Annotated in this window: 21 protein-coding genes, 1 tRNA gene and 2 rRNA genes (1 of these 24 only partly in view); 12 read left to right on the top strand and 12 right to left on the bottom strand. The window is 68.2% G+C overall.

Annotation, left to right across the window (positions count from 1 at the left end; translation table 11 throughout):
• Positions 1-2: 2 nt before the first annotated feature.
• Positions 3-524 carry a response regulator transcription factor gene (locus ABD727_RS01525; RefSeq protein WP_344705625.1) on the top strand — a complete coding sequence of 174 codons (522 nt, stop codon included), beginning with the start codon at positions 3-5 and terminating at the stop codon, positions 522-524.
• On the opposite strand, the gene ABD727_RS01520 is transcribed toward ABD727_RS01525, so the two are convergent.
• On the bottom strand, positions 521-1,390 hold the full coding sequence (locus ABD727_RS01520; protein WP_344705624.1) for a UTP--glucose-1-phosphate uridylyltransferase: 870 nt from the start codon (positions 1,388-1,390) through the stop codon (positions 521-523). The two genes, ABD727_RS01525 and ABD727_RS01520, sit on opposite strands and share 4 nt — an antisense overlap.
• Entirely contained in the window at positions 1,387-1,746 is a 360-nt protein-coding gene (locus ABD727_RS01515) for a hypothetical protein (RefSeq protein ID WP_344705623.1), read from the bottom strand. The genes ABD727_RS01520 and ABD727_RS01515 overlap by 4 nt, the downstream gene beginning before the upstream one ends.
• On the opposite strand from ABD727_RS01515, the gene ABD727_RS01510 reads away from it, so the two are divergent.
• The 3 genes from ABD727_RS01510 (at position 1,739) to ABD727_RS01500 (ending at position 4,746) form a co-directional block, all read left to right on the top strand.
• A complete protein-coding gene (locus ABD727_RS01510) occupies positions 1,739-2,299 on the top strand; it encodes a TlpA family protein disulfide reductase (RefSeq protein ID WP_344705622.1) in 561 nt (186 codons plus the stop codon). The genes ABD727_RS01515 and ABD727_RS01510 overlap by 8 nt on opposite strands.
• A gap of 108 nt (positions 2,300-2,407) precedes the next feature.
• A complete protein-coding gene (locus tag ABD727_RS01505) occupies positions 2,408-3,058 on the top strand; it encodes a YqiJ family protein (RefSeq protein ID WP_344705621.1) in 651 nt (216 codons plus the stop codon).
• 50 nt (positions 3,059-3,108) lie between these two features.
• The gene (locus ABD727_RS01500; RefSeq protein WP_344707998.1) at positions 3,109-4,746 is read left to right on the top strand and encodes a flotillin family protein; all 1,638 of its coding nucleotides are present in this window, start codon (positions 3,109-3,111) and stop codon (positions 4,744-4,746) included.
• Positions 4,747-4,784: 38 nt separating this feature from the next.
• Here the strand turns inward: ABD727_RS01500 and dapD are convergent, their stop codons facing one another.
• Both dapD and ABD727_RS01490 read right to left on the bottom strand, forming a co-directional pair.
• Positions 4,785-5,606 carry a 2,3,4,5-tetrahydropyridine-2,6-dicarboxylate N-succinyltransferase gene (gene dapD / locus ABD727_RS01495; RefSeq protein WP_344705620.1) on the bottom strand — a complete coding sequence of 274 codons (822 nt, stop codon included), beginning with the start codon at positions 5,604-5,606 and terminating at the stop codon, positions 4,785-4,787.
• Positions 5,603-6,298: a pyrimidine 5'-nucleotidase gene (locus ABD727_RS01490; RefSeq protein ID WP_344705619.1), complete on the bottom strand. Its 696-nt coding sequence runs from the start codon at positions 6,296-6,298 to the stop codon at positions 5,603-5,605. The genes dapD and ABD727_RS01490 overlap by 4 nt, the downstream gene beginning before the upstream one ends.
• Before the next feature lie 112 nt (positions 6,299-6,410).
• Between ABD727_RS01490 and ABD727_RS01485 the strand changes: the two genes are divergently transcribed.
• The 7 genes from ABD727_RS01485 to ABD727_RS01455 all read left to right on the top strand — a co-directional run bounded on the left by ABD727_RS01485 (position 6,411) and on the right by ABD727_RS01455 (position 12,650).
• The gene (locus ABD727_RS01485; protein WP_344705618.1) at positions 6,411-8,753 is read left to right on the top strand and encodes a S8 family peptidase; all 2,343 of its coding nucleotides are present in this window, start codon (positions 6,411-6,413) and stop codon (positions 8,751-8,753) included.
• Positions 8,754-8,850: 97 nt separating this feature from the next.
• A complete protein-coding gene (locus tag ABD727_RS01480) occupies positions 8,851-9,939 on the top strand; it encodes a YjgN family protein (RefSeq protein WP_344705617.1) in 1,089 nt (362 codons plus the stop codon).
• A gap of 7 nt (positions 9,940-9,946) precedes the next feature.
• Positions 9,947-11,026: a M48 family metallopeptidase gene (locus ABD727_RS01475; RefSeq protein ID WP_344705616.1), complete on the top strand. Its 1,080-nt coding sequence runs from the start codon at positions 9,947-9,949 to the stop codon at positions 11,024-11,026.
• A complete protein-coding gene (locus ABD727_RS01470) occupies positions 11,023-11,289 on the top strand; it encodes a hypothetical protein (RefSeq protein WP_344705615.1) in 267 nt (88 codons plus the stop codon). Before ABD727_RS01475 ends, ABD727_RS01470 begins: the two co-directional genes overlap by 4 nt.
• Before the next feature lie 34 nt (positions 11,290-11,323).
• A complete protein-coding gene (locus ABD727_RS01465) occupies positions 11,324-11,581 on the top strand; it encodes a hypothetical protein (RefSeq protein ID WP_344705614.1) in 258 nt (85 codons plus the stop codon).
• Between the two features lie 144 nt (positions 11,582-11,725).
• Positions 11,726-12,151, top strand: coding sequence for a hypothetical protein (locus ABD727_RS01460; protein ID WP_344705613.1), 426 nt, complete (start codon positions 11,726-11,728; stop codon positions 12,149-12,151).
• 160 nt (positions 12,152-12,311) lie between these two features.
• Complete coding sequence (locus ABD727_RS01455) at positions 12,312-12,650, top strand: GFA family protein (RefSeq protein WP_344705612.1); 339 nt, start codon at positions 12,312-12,314, stop codon at positions 12,648-12,650.
• A 272-nt stretch (positions 12,651-12,922) separates the two neighbouring features.
• Here ABD727_RS01455 and hutU read toward each other — a convergent pair whose 3' ends face one another.
• Together hutU and hutI are read right to left on the bottom strand one after the other, a co-directional pair.
• The gene (gene hutU, locus ABD727_RS01450) at positions 12,923-14,584 is read right to left on the bottom strand and encodes a urocanate hydratase (RefSeq protein ID WP_344705611.1); all 1,662 of its coding nucleotides are present in this window, start codon (positions 14,582-14,584) and stop codon (positions 12,923-12,925) included.
• On the bottom strand, positions 14,581-15,783 hold the full coding sequence (gene hutI, locus ABD727_RS01445; RefSeq protein WP_344705610.1) for an imidazolonepropionase: 1,203 nt from the start codon (positions 15,781-15,783) through the stop codon (positions 14,581-14,583). Before hutI ends, hutU begins: the two co-directional genes overlap by 4 nt.
• A 37-nt stretch (positions 15,784-15,820) precedes the next feature.
• Here hutI and ABD727_RS01440 point away from each other — a divergent pair, with 37 nt between their 5' ends.
• A complete protein-coding gene (locus ABD727_RS01440; protein WP_344705609.1) occupies positions 15,821-16,729 on the top strand; it encodes an arginase family protein in 909 nt (302 codons plus the stop codon).
• Here the strand turns inward: ABD727_RS01440 and ABD727_RS01435 are convergent.
• From ABD727_RS01435 to ABD727_RS01410, 6 genes are all read right to left on the bottom strand, one after another.
• Positions 16,726-18,294, bottom strand: a complete 1,569-nt coding sequence (locus ABD727_RS01435) for an ATP-binding protein (protein ID WP_344705608.1) — start codon at positions 18,292-18,294, stop codon at positions 16,726-16,728. The genes ABD727_RS01440 and ABD727_RS01435 overlap by 4 nt on opposite strands.
• Positions 18,295-18,435: 141 nt before the next feature.
• Complete coding sequence (locus ABD727_RS01430) at positions 18,436-19,455, bottom strand: ATP-dependent DNA ligase (protein WP_344705607.1); 1,020 nt, start codon at positions 19,453-19,455, stop codon at positions 18,436-18,438.
• Positions 19,452-20,222 (bottom strand): exodeoxyribonuclease III, encoded by a 771-nt coding sequence (gene xth / locus ABD727_RS01425; protein WP_344705606.1) that lies wholly within the window; start codon positions 20,220-20,222, stop codon positions 19,452-19,454. Before xth ends, ABD727_RS01430 begins: the two co-directional genes overlap by 4 nt.
• 73 nt (positions 20,223-20,295) lie before the next feature.
• Positions 20,296-20,372: transfer RNA gene (locus ABD727_RS01420), tRNA-Met, on the bottom strand.
• A 121-nt stretch (positions 20,373-20,493) separates the two neighbouring features.
• Positions 20,494-20,608 (bottom strand): 5S ribosomal RNA (gene rrf, locus ABD727_RS01415).
• 113 nt (positions 20,609-20,721) lie between these two features.
• Positions 20,722-22,134: ribosomal RNA gene (locus ABD727_RS01410) — 23S ribosomal RNA — on the bottom strand (it continues 1,378 nt past the right edge of the window).

Below are 22,134 nucleotides of genomic sequence, written 5' to 3'. Positions count from 1 at the left end.
CAATGGCACCGGCTGTAGCCCGCACGCGTCCGCGTCTCCTCGTGGTCACCCCCAACAAGGGGCACCTTTCGCTGCTCGCCCGGCGGCTCGGCGACGAGGGCTATGCGATCGCCGCCGCGTCCGACGGCGCCGCCGCGCTCGGCGAACTCCACCGGAGCACGATCGACCTCGTCCTCGCCGAGCTGGTGATGGAACCGATGAGCGGACCCCAGCTGACCCGCGCGATCCGCGAGCAGGTCGCCTTCGCCCACCTTCCCGTCCTCCTTCTGGCCGGCCGGGCCGAGCCCGACCCCGCGGTCCGCGCCTATGCCGCCGGGGCCGACGACGTCATGCTCAAGCCCTTCCACTTCGAGCTTCTGGTCGCGCGCATCGAGCGCCGGCTCGCCGCCGCACGGCAGGTCGCCGCGCTTCGCGCCGACATGCAGGCGATGGACGCCCGAGCGGCGATGAAGGCGATCGAACTGGGCGAACTCAAGCACCGCATGTACGCGCTCGAGGCCGAGCGCCGGCGGGTCAGCGCCTAGAGGCCTTTGAGCGCCTCGCGCACGACCGGGCCGAGGTCCTCGCGCTGCAGCGCCAGTGCCAGCGTCGCCAGCACATAGCCGGTGCGATCGCCGCAATCGTGCCGAACCGCATCGACTTCGACCGCGTGGAAGGGCTGGCGGCCGATCAGCTTGGCCATCGCGTCGGTCAGCTGGATCTCGCCGCCCGCGCCCGGCTCCTGCGCGTCGAGCACCCCCATCACCTCGGGCTGGAGGATGTAGCGGCCGATGACTCCGAGCCGCGACGGCGCGACCTCGGGCTTTGGCTTCTCGACCAGGCCCTTGACCTCGGTCAGCCGGCCGCGGCTCTCGCCTGGCGTGACGATCCCGTAGCTCGCGGTCTTCTCCGCCGCGACTTCCTCGGCGCAGACGATGTTGCCGCCGACCTCGTTATAGGCCTCGACCATCTGTTTGAGCGCGCTTGGCGTGCCCGCCATCAGGTCGTCGGGCAGGAGCACCGCGAAGGGCTCGTCGCCGACCACGTGCCGGGCGCACCACACCGCGTGGCCGAGCCCGAGCGGCTGCTGCTGGCGGACGCTGATCAGCTGGCCGAAGTCGGCCCGGCTGAGCTCGAGCGCCTCCATGCTCTTGCCCTTGGCCCTCATCGTCGCCTCGAGCTCGAAGCTGACGTCGAAATAGTCGACCAGGCTCGACTTGCCGCGCCCGGTAACGAAGATCAGCTGGTCGATCCCGGCCTCGCGTGCCTCGTCCACCGCATATTGGATCAGCGGCCGGTCGATGACCGTAAGCATCTCCTTGGGCATGGTCTTGGTCGCCGGCAGAAGCCGGGTGCCGAGACCGGCGACAGGAAAGACGGCCTTGCGGACGGGCTTGAAGGTCGAGGTCACTGCGGCTCCTGCACTCGGGTCGTGTCGCCGGTCGAAGCGTTGCTGTCGGCTTCCGGTTCCGAGGCGCCTTCCGCGCCCGAGGGCGGAGGCAGGTCGAAGCGGTCGGGACGGCGCGGTTCGGAGCGGGTCAGGATCTCGTCGACCCGCACCGGCCGGGCATAGGGCGGCGGGGTCAGCAGTTCCTCGGGGGTCGGGGTGGTCACCGCCAGCTTGGGCTTGACCGGGAGCGGCTGGCCAGGGGGCGGCTTCAGTTCGCCGACCTGCCCGCAACCCGCCAGCGCGAGCGCCAGAGCCGTGGCCCAAAGACCACGCTTGCCCTGCAAGGGAGCGCTGCCGTAGCGCGATACCATGCGCATCGTCCTCCTCGTCGCCGCCGTCGTCGGCGGACTCCTGACCGCCGGCTGCGATAGGCAGTCGGACCCGCAAAGCCAAGCCGCCGACAAGGCGGGTGACGCAACGGGCCGTGCCGCCGGGCCGGGGGTGGACAAGAGCCAGGCCGGCACCGCCGCGCCCGACGTCGCCTTCGTCGACGGGGACGGCGAGCAGACCAGCCTCGCCGCCTTCCGCGGCAAGCCGCTGCTGCTCAACCTGTGGGCGACCTGGTGCGCGCCCTGCGTCAAGGAACTGCCGACGCTCGACGCGCTGGCTGGTCAGCCGGGCGCGCCGCAGGTGCTGGCGCTGAGCCAGGACATGCAGCCGCAGCCGACCGTCGCCGCCTTCCTCGACGAGCGCAAGGTCGGGCTCGAGACCTACCAGGACAAGGAGATGGCGATGTCGAGCGCCCTCGGCGTCCAGATCCTCCCCACCACCATCCTCTACGGCTCCGACGGCAAGGAGATCTGGCGCTATTCGGGCGACCTCGACTGGACCGGCCCCGAGGCAGCCGAGCTGCTCAAGCAGGCCCGCTAGCCGCCGGGTCGCAACAAAAGCGACAAGGAGCAGCAGCAAACGTCGGCTTTTGCTGGATTTGTGTCGGCGCCACGGTCACATTCAAGCCCTCACAGGGGGTGAATAGTCGTGGAGATCCTGCTGAGCCCGGCGAACTTGCCGTTCACCGTCGCGCTCATCCTTATGATCCTGATCGGCCTGGCCGAAGCGATCGGTCTCGGCGCGGGGGCGGTCGGGCTCGAAGCCGATGTTGATGGCGACAGCGACATGCTTGGCTGGCTCGGCGTCGGGCAGGTGCCGCTGCTGATACTTTTGGTCGTCTTTCTCGGCCTGTTCGCTCTGATCGGCTTCAGCCTGCAGCAACTTGCGACCGCGCTCACCGGAGGATCACTGTCCGCGGTCCTGGCCGGTGTCGGCGCGGCGCTGCTCGCCCTTCCGCTTCTTGGCCTGACCGCACGCGGCGCCGCCCGCATTCTGCCACGCGATGAGACCACCGCGTTCCGCCGCGACAGCCTCGTCGGCCGCCGCGCCGCGATCGTCATCGGCACCGCCCGGGTCGGCTCGCCCGCCCGCGCCGAGGTCCGCGACGAACACGGCCAGCGCCACTTTGTCATGGTCGAGCCGACCGACGAGCGGACTGACGCCGGCGAAGGACAGGTGCTGCTGCTCGTCCGCCGCGAAGGCGACATCTTCATCGGCCTCGCGGAAGGCGAGGAACTCAGACTAGATATCGACGAGCGGATGTTCGGCCGCCGTCTCAGCCAAGGGGGCCCCCAGTGACCGCATATATCGACATAGCCATTCCGGCGGCGATTATCTTCGTCGCGCTGATGACCATCGGCCTTATCCTCACCCGCCTCTACAAGCGCGCGTCGAAGGAGATCGGCTTCGTCCGCACCGGCTTCGGTGGCGAGCGGGTGGTGATGAACGGCGGCGCGCTGGTTCTACCGGTCCTCCACGAGACCATGCCGGTCAACCTCAACACCGTCCGGCTCGCGGTCGAGCGCAAGAACAGCGACGCGCTGATCACCCTGGACCGCCTGCGCATCGACGTGAAGGCCGAATTTTACGTCCGGGTCCGCCCCGATTCCGAAAGCATCGCGATTGCGGCGCAGACGCTTGGCCAGCGGACCATGCACCCTGACAGCCTCAAGGAGCTGATCGAGGGCAAGTTCGTGGACGCGCTCCGCTCTGTTGCCGCGGGCATGACCATGGCCCAGCTCCACGAGCAGCGCGCCGAATTCGTCCAGAAGGTGCAGCAGGTCAGCGCCGCCGACCTCGCGATGAACGGCCTCGAGCTGGAATCGGTCTCGCTGACCGGACTCGACCAGACCTCGATCGAGCATTTCAACGCCAACAACGCGTTCGACGCCGAGGGTCTGACCAAGCTCACCGAGCAGATCGAGCTGCGCAAGAAGGCGCGCAACGACATCGAGCAGGAAACCCGGGTCCAGATCGAGGCCAAGAATCTCGAGGCCGAGCGGCGCAGCCTCGAGATCAGCCGCGATGGCGAGTTCGCCCGGCTCGAGCAGGAGCGGGAGGTCGAGGTTCGCCGCGCCGCCCAGTCGGCCGAGGTCGCGCAGGAGCAGGCGGTCCGCAGCCGCGAGGCCGAGCAGGCGCGAATCGAGGCCAAGCAGCAGACCGACAGTGCGCAGATCGAGGCCAATCGCCTGATCGAGCAGGCCAAGATCGCGCAGGTCCAGGCAGTCGAGATCGCCCGTCAGGAGCAGCAGATCGCGGTCCAGAACAAGAGCCGCGAGGAGAGCCAGGCACGGGCGCAGGCCGACCTTGCCCGGGCCGAGGCGGTCGCCGCCGAGGAACGTGTCGGCACCGCCCGCGAGACCGAGGTGGCCGAGCGTCAGAAGAGGATCGAACTGATCGACGCCAGCCGCGAGGCCGAGCGCGCCGCGATCGCCATCAAGGTCCAGGCGGGAGCCGACAAGCAAGCCGCTGCCGATCGCGCCGAAGCGCTGCGCCTCGCCGCCGAAGGTGAAGCCGAGGCCGAGAAGCTCCGCGCTGAGGCCGCCCGGGTCCGCTTCGAGGTCGAGGCGGCTGGCCAGCGCGCGGTCAACGAGGCCGCGAACCTCCTCTCCTCCGACCAGATCTCGCTCCAGACCAAGATGGCACTGCTCAAGGTGCTGCCCGAGGTCGTGCGCGAAGCGGCCAAGCCGCTCGAGGCGATCGATTCGATCAAGATCGTCCAGGTCGACGGCCTGAGCGGCGGCGGCGCGGCGGGTCTCGGCGGTGCTGGGGGCACTGGGGATGGTGGCAATCTCGCCAGCAGCGCCGTCAATGCCGCGCTCCGCTACCGGGCGCAGGCGCCGATCGTCGACGGGCTGATGAAGGAGCTCGGCTTCGACGGCCAGAGCCTCGACGGGCTGGTTGCCGAGGCCGGGCGGATCGGCACGGCCGCGCCGACGCCCGCCGTTCCGGCCGACGACCCGGCACCGCTCAAGCCTGCCGAGTGATCTTGATTTGAGCCCGGCGCTTCGATGCCGGGCTCACTTCAGTCTCGGAGCAGCTCGTTGATGCTGGTCTTGGAGCGGGTGCGTTCGTCGACCCGCTTGACGATCACCGCGCAGGCGAGGCTCGGGCCTCCGTCCTTGCCCGGGAGCGCGCCCGGGACCACGACCGAATAGGCCGGCACCCGGCCGTACATGACCTCGCCGGTGGCGCGGTCGACGATCTTGGTCGAGGCGCCGAGGAAGACGCCCATGCTGAGCACCGCGCCGCGCTCGACCACCACGCCCTCGGCGACCTCGCTGCGCGCGCCGACGAAGCAGTCGTCCTCGATGATCACCGGTCCGGCCTGCAAGGGTTCGAGCACCCCGCCGATTCCCGCGCCGCCCGAGATGTGGACGTTGCGGCCGATCTGCGCGCAGCTTCCGACGGTCGCCCAGGTGTCGATCATCGCGCCCTCGCCGACATAGGCGCCGAGGTTGACGAAGCTCGGCATCAGCACCGCGTTGCGACCGATGAAGGCGCCGCGGCGGACGATCGCCCCGGGCACCGCGCGGAAGCCGGCGGCGGCGAACTCGTCGGCGCCCCAGCCCTCGAACTTGCTCGGCACCTTGTCCCACCAGGGCGCCCCGCCGGGCCCGCCGGGGATCGCTTCCATCGCGTTCAGCCGGAAGCTCAGCAGCACCGCCTTCTTGAGCCACTGGTTGACCGTCCAGCCGTCCTCGCCCGGCTCGGCGACCCGAGCCTCCCCGCTATCGAGCAGGGCGAGCGCCTGCCCGACCGCGTCGCGGACCTCGCCGGTCGTCGCGGTGGAGACGCCATCGCGCTCGTCCCAGGCGCGGTCGATGATGGCGGCAAGGTCGGTCATTGGTCCTCCAGAAGGTCGTGAAGCCAGTCGGCGACGTTGCTGATACGCAGGTCGACATGGGCCGGATCGAAGTCGTGATTGCCGCGCTCGGAGCCATTGTCCACCCACACGGTCGTCATTCCGAGCGCCTTCGCCGGCCGCAGGTTCTGGGCCATGTCCTCAACCATGCAGGCGCGGAAAGGATCGATCCCGAAGCGCGCGCACAGCAACTCGTAGCCGTGGCGGTCGGGCTTGGGGCGAAGCTCGCACTCGTGGATGTCGTGGAGATGCTCGAACTGGTCACCGATGCCGATCGCCGCCAGCACGCGGCGGGCGTAGGGCGCGTCGCCGTTGGTGAAGACGAACTTGCGCCCGGGAAGCCGGCCCAGCCCCGCCACCAGCCGCGGGTCGGCGCCGACCCGGTCGAGCGCGATGTCGTGGACGTCGGCGAGGAAATGGTGCGGGTCGACCCCATGCTCCTTCATCAGCCCCGCGAGCGTGGTCCCATGGGTGTGGAAGTGATGCTTCTGGATGCGCCGCGCCTCGTCCGCTTCGACCCCCAACAAGCGCTGGATGTAGGCGCCCATCCTCTGGTCGATCAGCGCGAACAGCCCGGTCGAGGCCGGGTAGAGGCAATTGTCGAGATCGAAGATCCAGTCGGCGACCTCGCCGAACTGCGCTATAAAGCGGGGAGAGATGGACGAACCCGGCATAATGCGTCCGCCCTAGCTTCGGTTCCGTCTTTCAGCAAAACGAAAGGTTTGCAGACATATACGATTCGGCTGAAAGTCGTTCTTTTGCAGCGGTTTGAGCAGAGGGTTAGGGATGAACAAGGCGCTTCTTGGAACCACTGCCTGCAGCCTGGCGCTGCTCTTGTCGGCGTGCGGCGGTGGCGGCGGTGGCGGCGGCGTCACCTCGACCCCTGCTCCGCCTCCGCAGGCCGCACCGACCCCGCCACCGACGCCCGCCCCCACTCCGCCCCCTCCGCCGCCGCCCCCGGTGGTCCCGACCAACTATGACACGAGCGAATATCGCCTCAGCAATGCGGCGGTCACCTCGGGCGCCATCGCCGCCTACAACCAGGGCGCGACCGGCCAGGGCATTAAGGTCGCGGTGATCGACAGCGGGATCAACCCGGCGCTGCTCGACTTCGCCGGCAAGATCGATCCCGCGAGCCGCGACGTCACCACCGCTGGCCGCGCGCTGGCCGACGAGTCGGGCCACGGTTCGGGCGTTGCCGGCGTCATCGTCGCCAACAAGGACGACAAGTGGATGCACGGCGTCGCCTTCAACTCGACGGTGATCGCGCTCCGGGCGGACTCCCCCGGCACCTGCGCCGACACCAGCGAGGACGGCGGCTGCAAGTTCGGCGACTCCGCCATCGCCCGCGGCGTCGACGCGGCGGTTGCGGCCGGTGCCCGGGTCATCAACATGTCGCTCGGCGGCTCCAGCCCGGGCCCGTCCCTGCTGACCGCGCTCGGCCGCGCGGTGAACGCCGGGATCGTGGTCGTGGTCTCCGCCGGCAACGATGGCGAGGATGCGACGCTCGGCGTCACCGCCGATGGCTTCGCCGCCGCCCAGGCGAGCCGCTATCCGACCAACGTCATCATCGCCGGCTCGGTCGGCACCTACGATCGCACCACGCAGACCACCGGCGGGCTCGACCAGCTGTCGGTCTTCTCCAACCGCGCCGGAAGCAGCGCGAGCAACTATCTGGCGGCGATCGGCGCCGGGGTGTTCACCGTCGACGAGACCGCCCGGAGCGACGGCTACGGCACCCGGGTCGCCTACAGCGGCACCAGCTTCTCCGCGCCGACCATCTCGGGCGCGGCGGCGCTGCTCGCCTCGGCCTTCCCCAACCTCACCGGCGCGCAGATCGTCGACATCCTGTTCCGAAGCGCGGACGACCTCGGCGCGACCGGCACCGACGCGATCTTCGGACGCGGCCGGCTCAACATCGCCCGCGCGATGCAGCCGATCGGAACCACTAGCCTGGCCGGTTCGGCCGACGTCATCGACGGCGCCGGCTCCGACGCGCCGCCCGCCTCGGGCGACGCTCCCCCGGTCGGCGGCAACGGCCTCGGCGCAATCGTCCTCGACGGCTATTCGCGCGCCTTCGCGGTCGATCTCGCCCGCACCATCCGCAGCGCTCCCCAGGGCGAGCCGTTGCGCCGCGCGCTCGAAGGCTCGGTCCGCGTCGGCGGCGCGCAGGCGGGCAAGTTCAACATCGCCATGACCGTCTCCGAGCGGAGGGGCGCCACCGGCTATCTCGTCCAGCAGACCGGGATCGGCCCCGAGGACCTGCGCAAGTCGCGGCTGATCGCCGGCTCGGCGGTCGCCAGGATCGACGATTCCACCGCCGTCGCGCTCGGTTTCGCCGAGGGGGCCAAGGCGATGGAACGGCGCCTGTCGGGGGTCGAGTCGGGGGCCTTCCTGATTGCCCGCGACGTTGCCGGAAGCCCCGGCTTCGACGCCAAGCGCGGCGGCGCCGTTGCGCTCCGTCGCAATCTCGGGCCCGTGGCGGTGAGCCTGTCGGGCGAGGATGGCGAGGTGCAGGGCGACCTTCGCACCGCCGCCACCGGCTCGCCCTATCGCTGGACCAACATGGCGGTCGACCGCAGCTTCGGCCGGACCTGGCTGTCGCTCGGGGTCGGCCGGCTCGACGAGCAGCGCACGCTGCTCGGCGGGCGGATGAGCGGCAACCTCGGCGGCGGCGGCGCGGCGACGACCTTCGTCGACCTCGAGGCGCGGCGCTCGCTCGGGTCCGACTGGACCGCCAGCCTTTCGGCGCGGCGCGGCTGGACCAGCTTCGCCGGCGGCGCCTTCACCACCGGTGCCTATGGCGTCGACCTCGCCCGCAGCAACTGGCTGAGCGAGGGCGACAGGTTCGGCCTGCGCCTGTCGCAGCCGCTCCGCATCGACGGCGGCGGCTTCGCGATGAGCCTTCCGACCTCGTTCGACTATGCGACCATGTCTCCGGGCTACAGCATCGTCCGCTCGAGCCTGGTGCCGAGGGGCCGCGAGCTCGACGCCGAGCTCAGCTATTCGCGGCGCATGCTCGGCACCGGCTGGATCGGCGGCAACCTCTACGCGCGTCGCCAGCCCGGACATATCGCCGCCGCCGGTACCGACGTCGGCGCGGCGGTCCGCTTCAGCCTGGGCTTCTGAGCCACGCTGCGCGGCCGATTAATCCCGCGCTTACGCAGGCGCTTGCAAGCATTCTGAATGCGCGCCACTCTTCCTCCCGATACAGGGGGAGAGTGGCGTGAACTACCAGGGTCCGCATGGGGCGGCCGGTGATGACCGGGCGGTCCGGTTCACCGGCAATTGGCGCGAATATCTGCCGATCGCGGCGACCAACGTACTGCTGATCATCGTCACCCTCGGCATCTACCGCTTCTGGGCCTCGGCCCGCGAGCGCCGCTACCTGTGGTCGCGCACCCATGTCATCGACGACAGCCTCGAGTGGACCGGCACCGGCAAGGAGATGTTCTTCGGCTTCCTGATGGTCGTCGCGGCGCTGCTGCCCTTCTACATCGCGATCCAGTTCCTGTTCCCGGCGCTGCTCACCCGCGGCCATGAGGGCGCGGTCCTGCTGATCGGCTTCCTGCTCTATGTCGCCTTCTTCTGGCTGACCGGCTTCGCGCGCTTCCGTGCACTGCGCTACCGGCTGAGCCGGAGCTGGTGGCACGGCATCCGCGGCGGCAGCGACGACAGCGGCGTCGACTATGCCAACCAGCAGCTCTGCTACACCGCCGCCTGCGCCTTCGCCGCCTTCATCCCCTTCCCCTGGGCCCAGTCCAAGCTGTGGAACCTGCGCTGGTCGAAGATGAGCTTCGGGCCGCACGGCTTCCATGCCGACCTCGACAGCGAGGGGCTGTGGCGCCGCTGGCTGTTCATCTACGCCGTGCCGGTGATCATGCTGGTCGTCGGCGGGATCCTCGGGGGCCTCGGCTACGCGATCTTCTCCGACGGCTCGAGTGGAGCGGTCGGCTTCGCCGCCATCTTCGTCGGCTTCTTCGCCCTCATCTATCTCGCCATCCCGCTCGCGACCCTCCACTGGTACGCCAAATTCTACCGGCAGGCCGCCGCCAGCCTGCGGGTCGGCGATCTCGAGTTCGGGTTCGATGCGCGCACCCGCGACTGGCTCAAGCTGTTCCTCGGCAACATCGGCCTGGCGGTGATCACGCTCGGCCTCGGCATCGCCTACTGGGGCTATCGCAACTGGTCCTTCCTGGTCCGTCACGTCCATCTCTACGGCAGCGTCGACCTCGATTCGCTGACCCAGTCGCAAACCCACGCCCCGCGCGAAAGCGAGGGCTTCGCCGATGCCTTCGACATGGGCGCGATCTGACCCGGCCGTGACCAGCGCGATCCTCTACGACGGGACCACCGCGACCCCGCACCCGGTCAGCGTCCGCGCCGACGGCGACGCACTGCTGATCGAGACCGCGAGCGGCTACGGCCAGTCGGTCCCGCTCGGTCAGCTCAGCCGCGACGGCGAGGGCCGCGACTGGCGCTTCGCCCGGCTCGATCAGCCCGGCTGGCGGCTGCGCTTCGCCGAGGCCCCGCCGGCCGAGCTCGCCGCCCACCTGCCCGGTCCGGCGCGCTACGGCCACTGGGTCGACCGGCTCGGGCTCGGCAAGGCGGCGCTCGCCTTCGGGCTGGTCGCCGCGGGCGTGGTCGCCGTCGGCTATGCCGCCCCCGCCGCCCTCGCCCCGATCGTCCCTGACCGCTGGGAGGAGAATGTCGGCGACGTGATGATCGGCGACTTCGGCGAGCGGCGCTGCCAGGCTCCCGCCGGCAATGCCGCCCTTGCCGCGCTGGCCGAGCGGGTGGAGCCCGGCGCGACCCGCGGATCCGCCGGGGTCGACCTCGCCGCGATCGATCTCGACCTCGTCAACGCCGCAGCCTTGCCCGGCCGCCACGTCGTCTTCACCGACGGCATCCTCGACAAGGTCACCAACGCCGATGCGCTCGCCGGGGTGATGGCCCACGAACTCGCCCATGTCCGCCGCCGCCACGTCACCGAGGCGCTGCTCCGCGAGCTCGGCATCGGGGCCCTGATCCAGCTGTTCAGCGGAAGCATCGGGACCAACGCCCAGCAGTTGCTGTCGCTCTCCTACACCCGCTCGAACGAGGCCGAGGCCGATCGCGACGCGGTCGCCGCGCTTCGCCGGGCCGGCATCGACCCGCGCCCCACCGCCGACTTCTTCCGCCGCCTCGACCCGCCGGGCAAGGCCAGGATCGACGCCCGGATCGAGTGGCTCGAGAGCCATCCCGGAAGCGAGGGCCGCGCCCGGCTGTTCGCCGCCTCCTACGATCCCCGCCGCACCTACCGCCCGGCGCTCGATCCGGCCGCGACCTGGGCGCTCCTGAACCTGTGCGACCGGCCCGTCTTAACGGACCGGCAACGTGCCGCGACTAGGCCGGAGCGATGAGCGACCTCGACCCCGCCGCCACCATCTCGCCCGCTGACCTCGCCCGCGCCAAGCGCGAGCGCATCCTCGCGGTCAGCCGGACGGTCCACCAGGTGCCGGTCGAGGAAGGCGGGATGCTCCGCCGCCCCGCCCCGGTCGCCGCCGTGGCGTCCGACCCGGAGACCGACGCGCATTTCTGGCGCCGCGCCGCGCTCGCCGCGGGCGGGGTGGCGAGCCTCGCCGTCGGGTTCGCCGCCGGCCTCGCCTTCCACCGCCGCCGCTAACCCGCTGGTAAGGCCCGGCCGCTATGCCGGAGCCATGGCCAGCCCGCTTTCCAGTGCCAAGAAGACGGTGGACCTGTCCGCGCCGCGCCGGACGGGCTCGAGGATCCGCCGCGATCCCCCGCCCCCGCCGCCGCGCAAGGTCACCAGGGGCGAGCTGCGCAGCCAGGAAGCACGGATGATCCTCGCCGGAATCGCCCTCTTCGGCCTGGTCCTCGCCGCGCTCCTCTTCCAGGGCAGCCGCGTCGCCGGCGCCTCGCTCAGCAACTACACCGTGGTGATCGAAGCCGACTGAGCGGCGCTGTCCATAGGCGGCCAGCCCGTGAGCAACCTCCCCGTCGCGAAGCGATGGAGAGTGGACCGCTGCCGAAGGTAGTGGTGGAGGGGTTAGCCACATGCATGCCCCGCCGCATCCTTAACCTCTTCATGGCACGGCCTGATGTCCGCTTACGACCCATTGCGTCCATCAGACGATCTCACCAAGGTGCCGTCGATGAACACTCTGACGCCGCTCGAAAACGCCGCTCTGACTGCCATCTTCAACGAGACGCCTGAATTGGCTGCTGAACTTGAAGAGCAGCGAAAGGCCGCAGAGATCATTTCTCGCGAGAATGATCGTGGCGGCTTTTTCACTTACTTTTCCGTGCCGGAGCGGCTTGCGCTCTCGGAGGAGTACCTGCCGCTTGGCGACAATGTCTACGCAGCCGTCGAAGGTTTGGAGTACGGCTTGGGTTTTCTCTTGATCATCAGGGATGGCCGAATGCACGTCCTCGACGGCTACACGATCGGGGTTGAAGACACGGGTCCAATCGATTTCGAAACGGCTGCCTTCAAGGTGCGCGACACCCCATTCGAGGATGAATAGCGCATTTCCGCTTTCCACCCATTGCAGACCCTTGCAGCCAACGTCCGCCTTCGACCCATTGCGGACATTCGAGGGCCGCTTAGAAGAGGTGAGCAGCAGTAAACTGTTGGCAGGTGTGCGGTGAGAGAGTCGGCCGGCACGCGAGTTAGGAGGCGCGGAAATGAGCGAACATCACGGAAGCTGCCACTGCGGCCAGATCCGATTGACCTTGCGCGATGAACCGACCGAGGCCACCGAATGCAATTGTTCGATATGTCGGCGGACAGCCGGACTCTGGCACTATTGCGCTCCTGATGCTGTGGTCGTCGAGGGACGAGGCATCTCCTATCAGCAGGGCGACCGCGCACTGGACCTGTGGCATTGTCAGCGCTGTGGCTGCACGACGCACTGGACCGCCACTGACCCTGGTTACGGGCGCATGGCGGTAAATCTCAGGATGTTCGAGCCAGCGCTTTTGCAGGATCTGCCACGCCGCGAGGTTGATGGGGCGAGCTTCTAGCGCGTTGGCCGAAGTCCGCTTTCCACCCATAGCGGACATCCCAGAGCCGCCTGCAATGTAGGACTTGGCTTGCTCTACTAACCGGAGCGGTTCGCTGCTGGGCTCTTTCTCTCTGTCGGTGCCGCTGTGGCCGGTCGGCCATCAATCGTTGCGTGCGCGCCTCCTGTCCGGAGACAGCTTAGCCGCGCGCAACTCCCGCACCCTGTGAACTTCGAGAACTTCGCCGGTCCGTCAGACCCCCGCCCCCTGGGAACTTCGGGAACTTCGCCGCCTCAGGAGAGGCTCGGGAGCCACAGTTGTTGCTCGCGGGCGCAGTCGAGGGCTTCCGCATAGCCGGCATCGGCGTGGCGCATGACCCCGGTCGCGGGGTCGTTCCACAGGACCCGCTCGAGCCGCCGCGCCGCTTGCGGCGTGCCGTCGGCGACGATCACCATGCCGGCGTGCTGACTGTAGCCCATGCCGACCCCGCCGCCATGGTGGAGGCTGACCCAGGTCGCGCCGCTCGCGGTGTTGAGGAGGGCGTTGAGCAGCGGCCAGTCGCTGACCGCGTCCGAGCCGTCCTTCATCGCCTCGGTCTCGCGGTTGGGGCTGGCGACGCTGCCGCTGTCGAGATGGTCGCGGCCGATGACGATCGGGGCGCTGACCTCGCCGTTCCTGACCATCTCGTTGAAGGCGAGGCCGAGGCGGTGGCGCTGGCCGAGGCCGACCCAGCAGATGCGTGCGGGAAGGCCCTGGAAGGCGATCCGCTCGCGCGCCATGTCGAGCCAGCGGTGGAGGTGCGGGTCGTCGGGGATCAGCTCCTTGACCCGCTGGTCGGTGCGATAGATGTCCTCCGGATCGCCGGACAGCGCGACCCAGCGGAACGGGCCGACCCCGCGGCAGAAGAGCGGGCGGATATAGGCGGGGACGAAGCCGGGGAAGTCGAAGGCGTGCTCGACGCCGGTGTCGAGCGCTTCCTGGCGGATGTTGTTGCCATAGTCGAAGACCGGGATGCCCATCGCCTTGTAGCTCAGCAGCGCCTCGACGTGCCGGGCCATCGAGATTCGCGCCGCGGCCGCCGTCCCTTGGGGATCGCGCTCCCGCCGCTCGATCCACTCGGCGACGGTCCAGCCCATCGGCAGGTAGCCGTTGACCGGATCGTGGGCACTGGTCTGGTCGGTGATCGCGTCGGGGCGGATGCCGCGGGCGAGCATCTCGGGGATGAGCTCGGCGGCGTTGCCGAGCAGGCCGACGCTGGTCGGCTCGGTCGCCGCGGAGATGATCTCGAGCGCCTCGTCGATGGTCGATGCGCGGCGGTCGAGGTAGCGGGTTTCGAGGCGCTTCTCGATCCGACTTTCCTGGCATTCGATCGCGATGCAGTGCGCGCCGGCCATCACCGCCGCCAGCGGCTGCGCCCCGCCCATCCCGCCGAGGCCGGCGGTGAGGATCCACTTGCCCTTGAGATCGCCGCCGAAATGCTGGCGGCCCATCTCGGCGAAGGTCTCGTAGGTGCCTTGGACGATGCCCTGCGTGCCGATGTAGATCCAGCTGCCCGCAGTCATCTGGCCGTACATCATGAGGCCCGCGCGATCGAGCTCGTTGAACTTTTCCCAGGTCGCCCATCTGGGCACCAGGTTGGAATTGGCGAGGAGCACCCGCGGGGCGTCGGCATGGGTGCGAAAGACCCCGACCGGCTTGCCCGACTGGACGAGCAGGGTCTGGTCGTCCTCGAGGGCATCGAGCGTCGCGACGATCCGGTCGAATGCTTCCCAGTTGCGCGCGGCGCGGCCGATCCCGCCGTAGACGACCAGGCTCTGCGGGTCCTCGGCGACTTCCTCGTCGAGGTTGTTCATGAGCATCCGCACCGCGGCTTCGGTCTGCCAGCTCTTCGCCACCAGCTCGGGCCCGCGGCGGGCGCGGATCCGGCGGCTGTTGTCGCGGCGGTCGGTTGTCATTGGTCCACTCCCCTGTAGATGCGCCGCTCGGGGGCCAAGCCGATCCAGTAGCCGAGCTCGGCCGGCTCCGCGATCCGCCAGGTGGCGAGGTCGGCGGCCTTGCCCGCCTCGATCGTGCCGATCTCCTGCGCGAGGCCGAGCGCCCGGGCGGCGTTGATGGTCATCCCGGCGATCGCCTCCTCCGGAGTCAGGCCGAACAGGGTGCACCCCATGTTCATCGCCAGCTGGGGCAGCAGCATCGGCGAGGTGCCGGGATTGCAGTCGGTCGCCACCGCGATCCCGACCCGGTGCTCGCGCAACAGGTCGACCGGCGGCTTGCGGCTTTCCTGGAGCGCGTAAAAGGCGCCGGGGAGGAGCACGGCAACCGTCCCCGCTTCGGCCATCGCGCGGGCCCCGGCCTCGTCGAGATGCTCGAGATGGTCGGCCGACAGCGCACGGTAGCGGGCGGCCAGCGCGGCGCCCTGCTGGTTGGAAAGCTGCTCGGCATGGAGCCGGACGGGCAGGCCGAGGCGGTCGGCGGCCTCGAACAGCCGCTCGGTCTCCTCGCGCGTGAAGGCGATGGTCTCGCAGAAGGCGTCGACCCCGGCGGCGAGCCCGAGCCGGGCGGCGGTCGGGAGCAGCTCCTCGATCATCTGCTCGACGAAGGCCGCCCGGTCGGCGCCCTTGGGCAGCGCATGGAGGGCAAGCAGGGTCGGCACCACCCGCATCGGCTCGCTCCGCGCAAGCGTGCGGATGACGTTGAGCAGCCGCAGCTCGGACGAGGGATCGGAGCCGTAGCCGCTCTTGATCTCGACCGTGGTGACCCCGCCGCGGGCAAGGGCGTGGAGGCGCTGACGGCCCTGCGCGACCAGTTCGGGCACCGAGGCAGCGGCGGTCGCGGCGACGGTCGAGGCAATGCCGCCGCCCGCCCGCGCGATTTCCTCATAGGTCGCCCCGGCACGACGCATCGCATGCTCCGCCGCGCGGGTGCCGCCGAACACGAGGTGGGTGTGGCAGTCGACGAGGCCGGGGGTCACCCAGGCGCCGCCGAGCGGCACCACCTCGCGGGCCTGGGTCCCGGCCAGCTCGGTCCGGCGCCCGACCCGGACGATCCGCTCGCCGACGATCCCGATCGCCGCGTTGCGCACGAGACCGAGGGGATCCCCGTCGCGGGGCACCATCGTCATCACGTGGCAGTCGGTCAGCAGGCGGTCCCACATGGGACAGGCGCTTACGGCTTTGCTAGGGGGAGTGGCAATGACCTCCGCCTGGCCCAACCTCTCCGAGCTCCTCATGCCCTCCGATGCGGAGGCGGCGATCGGATGGGTCGGAGCGCCGCTCGGCACGGGGTCGGTCAGTGAAGGCCGCTGCGACCTCGCTCCAGAGGCGCTGCGCAAGGTCCTCCGGCGGATCGGCCGCTACGACATCGACACCGGGCGCGAGCTTGCCGCTGCGATCGCCGATCGGGGCGATGTGGCCCTTGCCGGGATGACGATCGAGGCTGCGACCGATCCCCTCCGCGCGGCGGTGGCGGCGAGCGTCGCGGACCACGCGCTGACTCTGCTCATCGGCGGCAACAATGCGGTGACCCGCCCGGGGCTGCTCGGCATGGCCGACGCGCTCGGCTTGCCCCTCGAGCGCTGCGGCCTCGTCACTCTCGACGCGCACTTCGACATGCGCGGGCTCGAGCAGGGCTTGAGCAACGGCAATCCGGTCCGCGCCCTCCGCGAGGACGGCTTGCCTGGCTCGAACGTGGTCCAGATCGGCCTCGCGCCCTTCGCCAATTCGAAGGCGATGCACGACGATGCGCTCTCCGGCGGCCACCTCGTGCTCACCGCACGGCAGGTCCGGGAGCAGGGGATCAGCGACGCCGTCGACCAGGCGCTGGAACGGCTCGAGGGATGCGACGCAATCCTGGTCGACTGCGACATCGACGTCATCGACCGGGCCCAGTTCCCCGGCGCTCCGGGCGCGCGTCCGGGCGGCATGCGCGCGCTCGACTTCTTCCTTGCCGTGCGCCGCCTCGCCGCGCGACCACAGGTTCGAGTGATCGACCTGACCGAATGGGACCCGCCGCTCGATCCGACGGACCTTTCGGCGCTGACCGCGGGCCGCTGGCTGGCCGAGGCCCTCGCCGGCTTCGAGCGCCGCCCCGCAAGCGTCTAGTCGAGCATGTCCTCGATCGCCGCGAACAGGGCCGCCGCCCCGATCGGTTTCCTCAGCACCTGGGCTCGGCCGTCGACCGCGGCATCGATCGCCTGGCTGTCGGCATAGCCCGACAGGAAGAGCAGCCGCACGCCCGGTCGAAGCTCGATCGCACGCGCCGCGACCTCGGCGCCATTCATTCCGGGCATGGCGAAGTCGAGCAGCATGACGCCGATCTCCTCGCGCTCGAGTTCGAGCAGGGCATGCGCCCCATTCTCCGCAGCGGTTACCCGGTGGCCGCGTGCGACCAGCATGTCGGCGACCGCCGAACGCACCTCGGGATCGTCGTCGACGAGCAGGACGTGCGTGGTCCGGACTGGCCGATCAGTGCCCGAATGCTCGTCCCGGTCCGCGCCCTCGCCGTCGCCGGACAGTTCGAGCGGAAGGAGCATGGTCACCGTGGTGCCCTCCCCGACCTTGCTGTCGATTTCCAGCGTGCCGCCGGCGGCGGTGGCGACGCCATAGGCCATGGACAGGCCGAGACCGGTGCCACGGCCCGGACCCTTGGTCGTGAAGAAAGGCTCGAGCGCGCGCTCCGCGACTTCCTGACTCATTCCGATGCCGGTATCGACGATGGCGATCGCGACCTTGTCGCCGCGCCGACTGGCAGTCACCTGTAAGGCTCCTCCCGACGGCATCGCGTCGCGTCCGTTGATGGCGAGGTTGAGGATGGCGAGCTCGAGCTGGGTCGGGTCCGATCGCACCGCGCCAAGCTCGTCGCTGACCGAAACCGAGAGGTCGACCGTCGGCCCGACCGAGTTGCGGAGGAGTTCGGTCATCCCCTCGATCAGTCCGCCGACGTCGACGACCCGCGTATCCAGGCGCTGCCGGCGCGAGAAGGTCAGAAGCTGGCCGGTCAGCTTGGTCCCGCGCTCGGTTGCCTGGGTGGCATTGGCCGCCCAGCGCGCGACCTTCTCGGGCTGGTCCGGGGCAAGGCCGATCAGCTCGAGATTGCCCGAGATCGCCTGAAGCAGATTGTTGAAGTCGTGCGCGATGCCACCGGTGAGCTGCCCGACCGCTTCCATCTTGTTGGCCTGCACCAGTGCCGCCTCGGCCTTCTGGCGGTGAACGACCTCGTCGCGCAGTTGCGCGAGCACCCGGTCGCGTTCGGCCAGGGCATCCGCCAGTTCGTCATTCTTCTTCTGGAGCATGGTCGGCGAGGGGATTGCAAGCATCCTGGGCAACAAGGGCCAGAGGAGGATGGCAGTCGGGACCGAGGCGGCGGCGGTAATCGCCTTAATCACCGCCTCGAGCGCATAGTCGCCATTGTAGAGGTTCCAGATGCTCATCACGTGGGTCATTCCGCACGACAGGATGAACAGGGCGAACAGCCAGAACATCCGCCCAAACTCGACGTCGGGTCGTTTGCGGACGAAAGTGACGAGCGCGATCGGGATCGAGAAATAGGCGGCGGCGATCAGGACGTCTGAAATGATGTGTGTCCAGACCAGTCCCGGATCCCACAAGAGGCAAAAGCCGTGAGGCGCGAAATCCCCGGCAAAGAAGTCTGTGACCCTGTCGAACATTGGATAGTCCCGCCCGGCGCGACAAGTGTCCGCCCCTGAACCCGAAGATTACGGAAAATAAACCAGATTGCGAGTCACGCGGCTGGGGGAAGTTGTCCATAATCGAGCAAGTGATGGATTGGCGCAACGTCCGCGCCAACCTCACTTGGAGCGAAGCAGTTCCTCCAATTGCACCGGGGTTAGCGGGTGACGAAGCTGTTCGCAGCGGCACTGGTCGGGCCGCTTGTCCGGCCGCACTCGGAGCAGCCGGGTGGCATGGCGGAAGCGCCCCGAGGTGACCTGGTCGTAGCGAACCTCGACCACGATCTCGGGGCGGAGCGGCTGCCACGCCGTCGTCCGCTCCGTCGCCCAGCGGCTCGCCTTGTCGGGCCGGTTGCCGGTGAAGCCGGGCTCCTCGATCAGCGGCACCAGCTCGGCCGTCCACCGCCGCCGCTCCGCCGCCTTGAGGCCCGAACAGAAGCCGACATGGTGGAGCAGGCCCTGGTCGTCGTAGAGGCCGAGGAGCAGTGAAGCGACCGCGCTGCCCTTGGCCTCGGTCCGGAAACCGCCGACCACGCAGTCGGCGCTCCGATGGCGTTTGACCTTGCGCATTGCGCGCTCGCCGGCCCGGTAAGGATCCTCGGCGCGCTTCGCCACCACGCCGTCGAGCGCGCCGCCGCTCCGCTCCAGCCAGTCGCGCGCCTGCGTTAGGTCGCCGGTCTGAGGAGAGAGGAGCAGGCCCGCGTTCCTGGCCTTGGCGTGCCACCGTTCGAGCGACCGGCGGCGCTCGGAGAGCGGCTTCATCGCGAGATCCTCGTCGCCGCGCTGGAGGAGGAGGTCGAAGGCGACCAGCCTAGCCGGCGTCTCGGCGGCAAGCTTTCGGATCCGGCTCTCGGCCGGGTGGAGGCGCTGCGACAGGGCGTCGAAGTCGAGACCTTCCGCGGTCTCGACGATCAGCTCGCCGTCGAGGAGGAGATCGCCCTCGGGGAGACCGGCGACCATCGCCACGATCTCGGGGAAGTAGCGGCCAAGCGGCTTGCCCGAGCGCGACCAGAGCATGACCTCGGAGCCGATCCGCTGGGCGAGACAACGGAAGCCGTCCCACTTGGGCTCGAAGCACCAGCCATCGTCCTCAGGCAATTGCTCGACAAGCAGCGCCTCCATCGTCTCCGGCGCGGTCATGCGAGCTCGATCCACACCGGCGCATGATCGCTGGTCTTCGGCATCGCCCGGACGCTCCGGTCGACGCCGACGGAACGCAGACAACTGGCCGCGGCGGCGTTGAGCAGATGGTGGTCGATGCGAAGTCCGGCATCGCGCGCGAAGGCATTCCGGAAATAGTCCCAGAAGGTAAAGATGGGCTCGTCGGGGTGAAGGTGGCGAAGGGCATCGATCCAGCCCTCTCCGCCAAGGCGAGCGAAGGCGGCACGGACTTCGGGCGCGAACAGCGCGTCCTCGGTCCAGCGCTCGGGCTTGGTGACGTCGCGATCGGTCGGGATAATGTTGTAGTCGCCCGCCAGAACGACCGGCTGCTCGAGGGGCAGGAGCTCGGCGGCGAGCGCCTCGAAGGCCGCGATCCAGCGCAGCTTGTAGTCGAACTTGGGACCTGGCCGCGGATTGCCGTTGGGGAGATAGAGGCAGCCGATCAGCACCCCGTCGATCGCGGCCTCGAGGTAGCGGCTCTGTGTGGGATCGGGATCGTCGGGAAGTCCGCGGCGGGTTTCGATCGGGACCGCATTGCGGGCGAGAATGGCGACACCGTTCCAGCTCTTCTGTCCGTGCCAGATCGCGCCATAGCCGGCCGCCTCCAGGGCTTCGGCGGGAAAGCGCTCGTCGGGCGCCTTCAACTCCTGCAGGCAGACCACGTCAGGTGCTGTCGCGGCGAGCCACTCGAGCAGGACCGGCAGGCGGCCGTTGACCCCGTTGACGTTATAGGTGGCGATACGCACCCCGGGAGAACCATCCGCCCTGGCGCTTGGCTCCCAAACGCAAAAAGGCCGCCCCGAAGGACGGCCTTATTGTTGGTTGCGGGGGTAGGATTTGAACCTACGACCTTCAGGTTATGAGCCTGACGAGCTACCGGGCTGCTCCACCCCGCGCCAATTTTCAAACATCCGCGGACGGATGTCTTGAGACAAGAACGCCGCCGCTACCCCAAGGGGCAAGCGGCGGCGCACTTCAACATGTGAATGGGTTTCTCTCGTGCCCGCCGGCTACAAAGCCTGGCGACGACCTACTCTTCCGCAGCTTAAGCTGAAGTACCATCGGCGCTGCCTGGTTTCACGGCCGAGTTCGGGATGGGATCGGGTGGGTCACAGGCGCTATGGTCACCAAGCTATGAAGCCGGCGGGACGAGAGTTCTAGAAATCGATGCGGGACCAAATCTTGGCGTCATCTAGCTGAGTGACACACCCACCGATCAGCAATGCTGTCGATGATGGTGGGACTCTCAAGCGCGAACAGAGCAATTAGGACCGGTTAGCTCCATGCATTACTGCACTTCCACACCCGGCCTATCAACGTGGTGGTCTTCCACGGCTCGATGATACCTTATCTTGAGGGAGGCTTCCCGCTTAGATGCTTTCAGCGGTTATCCCGTCCATGCATAGCTACCCAGCTGCGCCGTTGGCACGACGACTGGTGCACCAGAGGCATGTTCACCCCGGTCCTCTCGTACTAGGGGCAACTCCTCTCAAGTATCGACGCCCACGGCAGATAGGGACCAAACTGTCTCGCGACGTTCTGAACCCAGCTCACGTACCACTTTAATTGGCGAACAGCCAAACCCTTGGGACCTGCTCCAGCCCCAGGATGTGATGAGCCGACATCGAGGTGCCAAACAACCCCGTCGATATGAGCTCTTGGGGGTTATCAGCCTGTTATCCCCGGCGTACCTTTTATCCGTTGAGCGATGGCCCTTCCACGAGGGACCACCGGATCACTATGACCGACTTTCGTCTCTGCTCGACTTGTCAGTCTCGCAGTCAGGCAGGCTTATGCCATTGCACTCTAACAGACGGTTTCCAACCGTCCTGAGCCTACCATCGCGCGCCTCCGTTACTCTTTAGGAGGCGACCGCCCCAGTCAAACTACCCGCCACAGAGGGTCCCTGCACCGGATAACGGTGCGAGGTTAGACTGTAGAAAACAACAGGGTGGTATTTCACATTTTGGCTCCACTCGAGCTGGCGCCCAAGTTTCAAAGCCTCCCACCTATTCTACACAATTGTTTCCCACAGCCACTCTGAAGCTGCAGTAAAGGTGCACGGGGTCTTTCCGTCTAACCGCGGGTACTCCGCATCTTCACGGAGAATTCAATTTCGCTGAGCATCTCCTGGAGACAGTGGGGAAGTCGTTACGCCATTCGTGCAGGTCGGAACTTACCCGACAAGGAATTTCGCTACCTTAGGACCGTTATAGTTACGGCCGCCGTTTACCTGGGCTTCAATTCGGTGCTTGCACACCTCCTCTTAACCTTCAGGCACCGGGCAGGCGTCAGACCCTATACGTCGTCTTGAAGCCGACTTAGCAGAGCCCTGTGTTTTTGTTAAACAGTCGCTACCCCCTGGCCTGTGCCCCCTCAAAGCGGTTGCCCGCAGTGAGGGCCTCCTTCTTCCGAAGGTACGGAGGCAATTTGCCGAGTTCCTTCAGGAGACTTCTCTCAAGCGCCTTGGTATACTCTACCTGCCCACCTGTGTTGGTTTCGGGTACGGTCTATAAGATGGGGCTATTTCCTGGAACCACTTCGAAGCCTGGACCAATCCGATAAGGCCAGACAACACACGTGATCCGTCACACACCATCAGGTACAGGAATATTAACCTGTTTCCCATCGACTACCCCCTTCGGGCTCGTCTTAGGG

The sequence above is a fragment of the Sphingomonas swuensis genome, from assembly GCF_039538045.1.
GTDB classification, from domain to species: domain Bacteria; phylum Pseudomonadota; class Alphaproteobacteria; order Sphingomonadales; family Sphingomonadaceae; genus Sphingomicrobium; species Sphingomicrobium swuense.
The sequence above is the reverse complement of the archived record's forward strand: the minus strand, read 5'-3'. Positions and strand labels throughout refer to the sequence as shown.

Coding starts and splice junctions, on each gene's coding strand:
- ABD727_RS01525 (WP_344705625.1), top strand. CDS start 3: ATGGCACCGGCTGTAGCCCGCACGCGTCCGCGTCTCCTCGTGGTCACC.
- ABD727_RS01510 (WP_344705622.1), top strand. CDS start 1,739: ATGCGCATCGTCCTCCTCGTCGCCGCCGTCGTCGGCGGACTCCTGACC.
- ABD727_RS01515 (WP_344705623.1), bottom strand. CDS start 1,746: ATGCGCATGGTATCGCGCTACGGCAGCGCTCCCTTGCAGGGCAAGCGT.
- ABD727_RS01500 (WP_344707998.1), top strand. CDS start 3,109: ATGACCATCGGCCTTATCCTCACCCGCCTCTACAAGCGCGCGTCGAAG.
- dapD (WP_344705620.1), bottom strand. CDS start 5,606: ATGACCGACCTTGCCGCCATCATCGACCGCGCCTGGGACGAGCGCGAT.
- ABD727_RS01490 (WP_344705619.1), bottom strand. CDS start 6,298: ATGCCGGGTTCGTCCATCTCTCCCCGCTTTATAGCGCAGTTCGGCGAG.
- ABD727_RS01485 (WP_344705618.1), top strand. CDS start 6,411: ATGAACAAGGCGCTTCTTGGAACCACTGCCTGCAGCCTGGCGCTGCTC.
- ABD727_RS01470 (WP_344705615.1), top strand. CDS start 11,023: ATGAGCGACCTCGACCCCGCCGCCACCATCTCGCCCGCTGACCTCGCC.
- ABD727_RS01465 (WP_344705614.1), top strand. CDS start 11,324: ATGGCCAGCCCGCTTTCCAGTGCCAAGAAGACGGTGGACCTGTCCGCG.
- ABD727_RS01460 (WP_344705613.1), top strand. CDS start 11,726: ATGTCCGCTTACGACCCATTGCGTCCATCAGACGATCTCACCAAGGTG.
- ABD727_RS01455 (WP_344705612.1), top strand. CDS start 12,312: ATGAGCGAACATCACGGAAGCTGCCACTGCGGCCAGATCCGATTGACC.
- hutU (WP_344705611.1), bottom strand. CDS start 14,584: ATGACAACCGACCGCCGCGACAACAGCCGCCGGATCCGCGCCCGCCGC.
- hutI (WP_344705610.1), bottom strand. CDS start 15,783: ATGTGGGACCGCCTGCTGACCGACTGCCACGTGATGACGATGGTGCCC.
- ABD727_RS01440 (WP_344705609.1), top strand. CDS start 15,821: ATGACCTCCGCCTGGCCCAACCTCTCCGAGCTCCTCATGCCCTCCGAT.
- ABD727_RS01435 (WP_344705608.1), bottom strand. CDS start 18,294: ATGTTCGACAGGGTCACAGACTTCTTTGCCGGGGATTTCGCGCCTCAC.
- ABD727_RS01430 (WP_344705607.1), bottom strand. CDS start 19,455: ATGACCGCGCCGGAGACGATGGAGGCGCTGCTTGTCGAGCAATTGCCT.